General features: G+C 46.1%; 1 protein-coding gene and 1 pseudogene. One reads left to right on the forward strand and one right to left on the reverse strand.

The features are described from left to right. Window positions 1-80: pseudogene (gene rplQ, locus CIK04_RS28475) on the forward strand (50S ribosomal protein L17); the annotation flags it as partial. 321 nt (window positions 81-401) lie between these two features. On the opposite strand, the gene CIK04_RS28480 reads toward rplQ, so the two are convergent. Further along, window positions 402-544: DUF2780 domain-containing protein (locus tag CIK04_RS28480; RefSeq protein WP_142995034.1), on the reverse strand; the 143-nt coding region annotated here is incomplete at its 5' end.

Raw genomic sequence — 544 nt, forward strand, 5'->3', positions numbered from 1 at the left:
TCCGTGCTGGTGATAAAGCTCCAATGGCTTACATTGAGCTTGTAGATCGCCCAGCTGCTGAAGAAGCTGCTGCTGAGTAATCAGGTTCGTAAGAACAGAAAAGCCGAGCATTAGCTCGGCTTTTTTGCGTTTGTAAGATAAGGTAATAACGAGCCAAGCCTTACTTCCTGGAAAAAAGCTTCGCTCAGAGATTCGGCGAGCGAACTTACGTCTTCGAGATGAGATCGTCGGAGAGAGAGCCAAAAGTTGCAGACAGCACTGGGTCCAAATTTGGATTTCATTATCTGTATTTAAAGAAAAAGGGTTGGTCAACTKKCGCGCCAACCCTTCAAAAAATTTTCTCGCTTCTCGCTTCTCGCTTCTCGCTTCTCGCTTCTCGCTTCTCGCTTCTCGCTTCTCGCTTATTTCCAGATAGAAGAAAGACTATCTAGCAAACCTGAGCTTGCGCCCTGGTTTTGTAGTGCGCTTAGGATGAACGGTGTAAAGGTAGAAATAAGAGTTGGATCTAATCCCAATGCCGAAAATGCGCTCTTAACCGTGTCGT

This window comes from Vibrio sp. 03_296 (assembly GCF_002265885.1).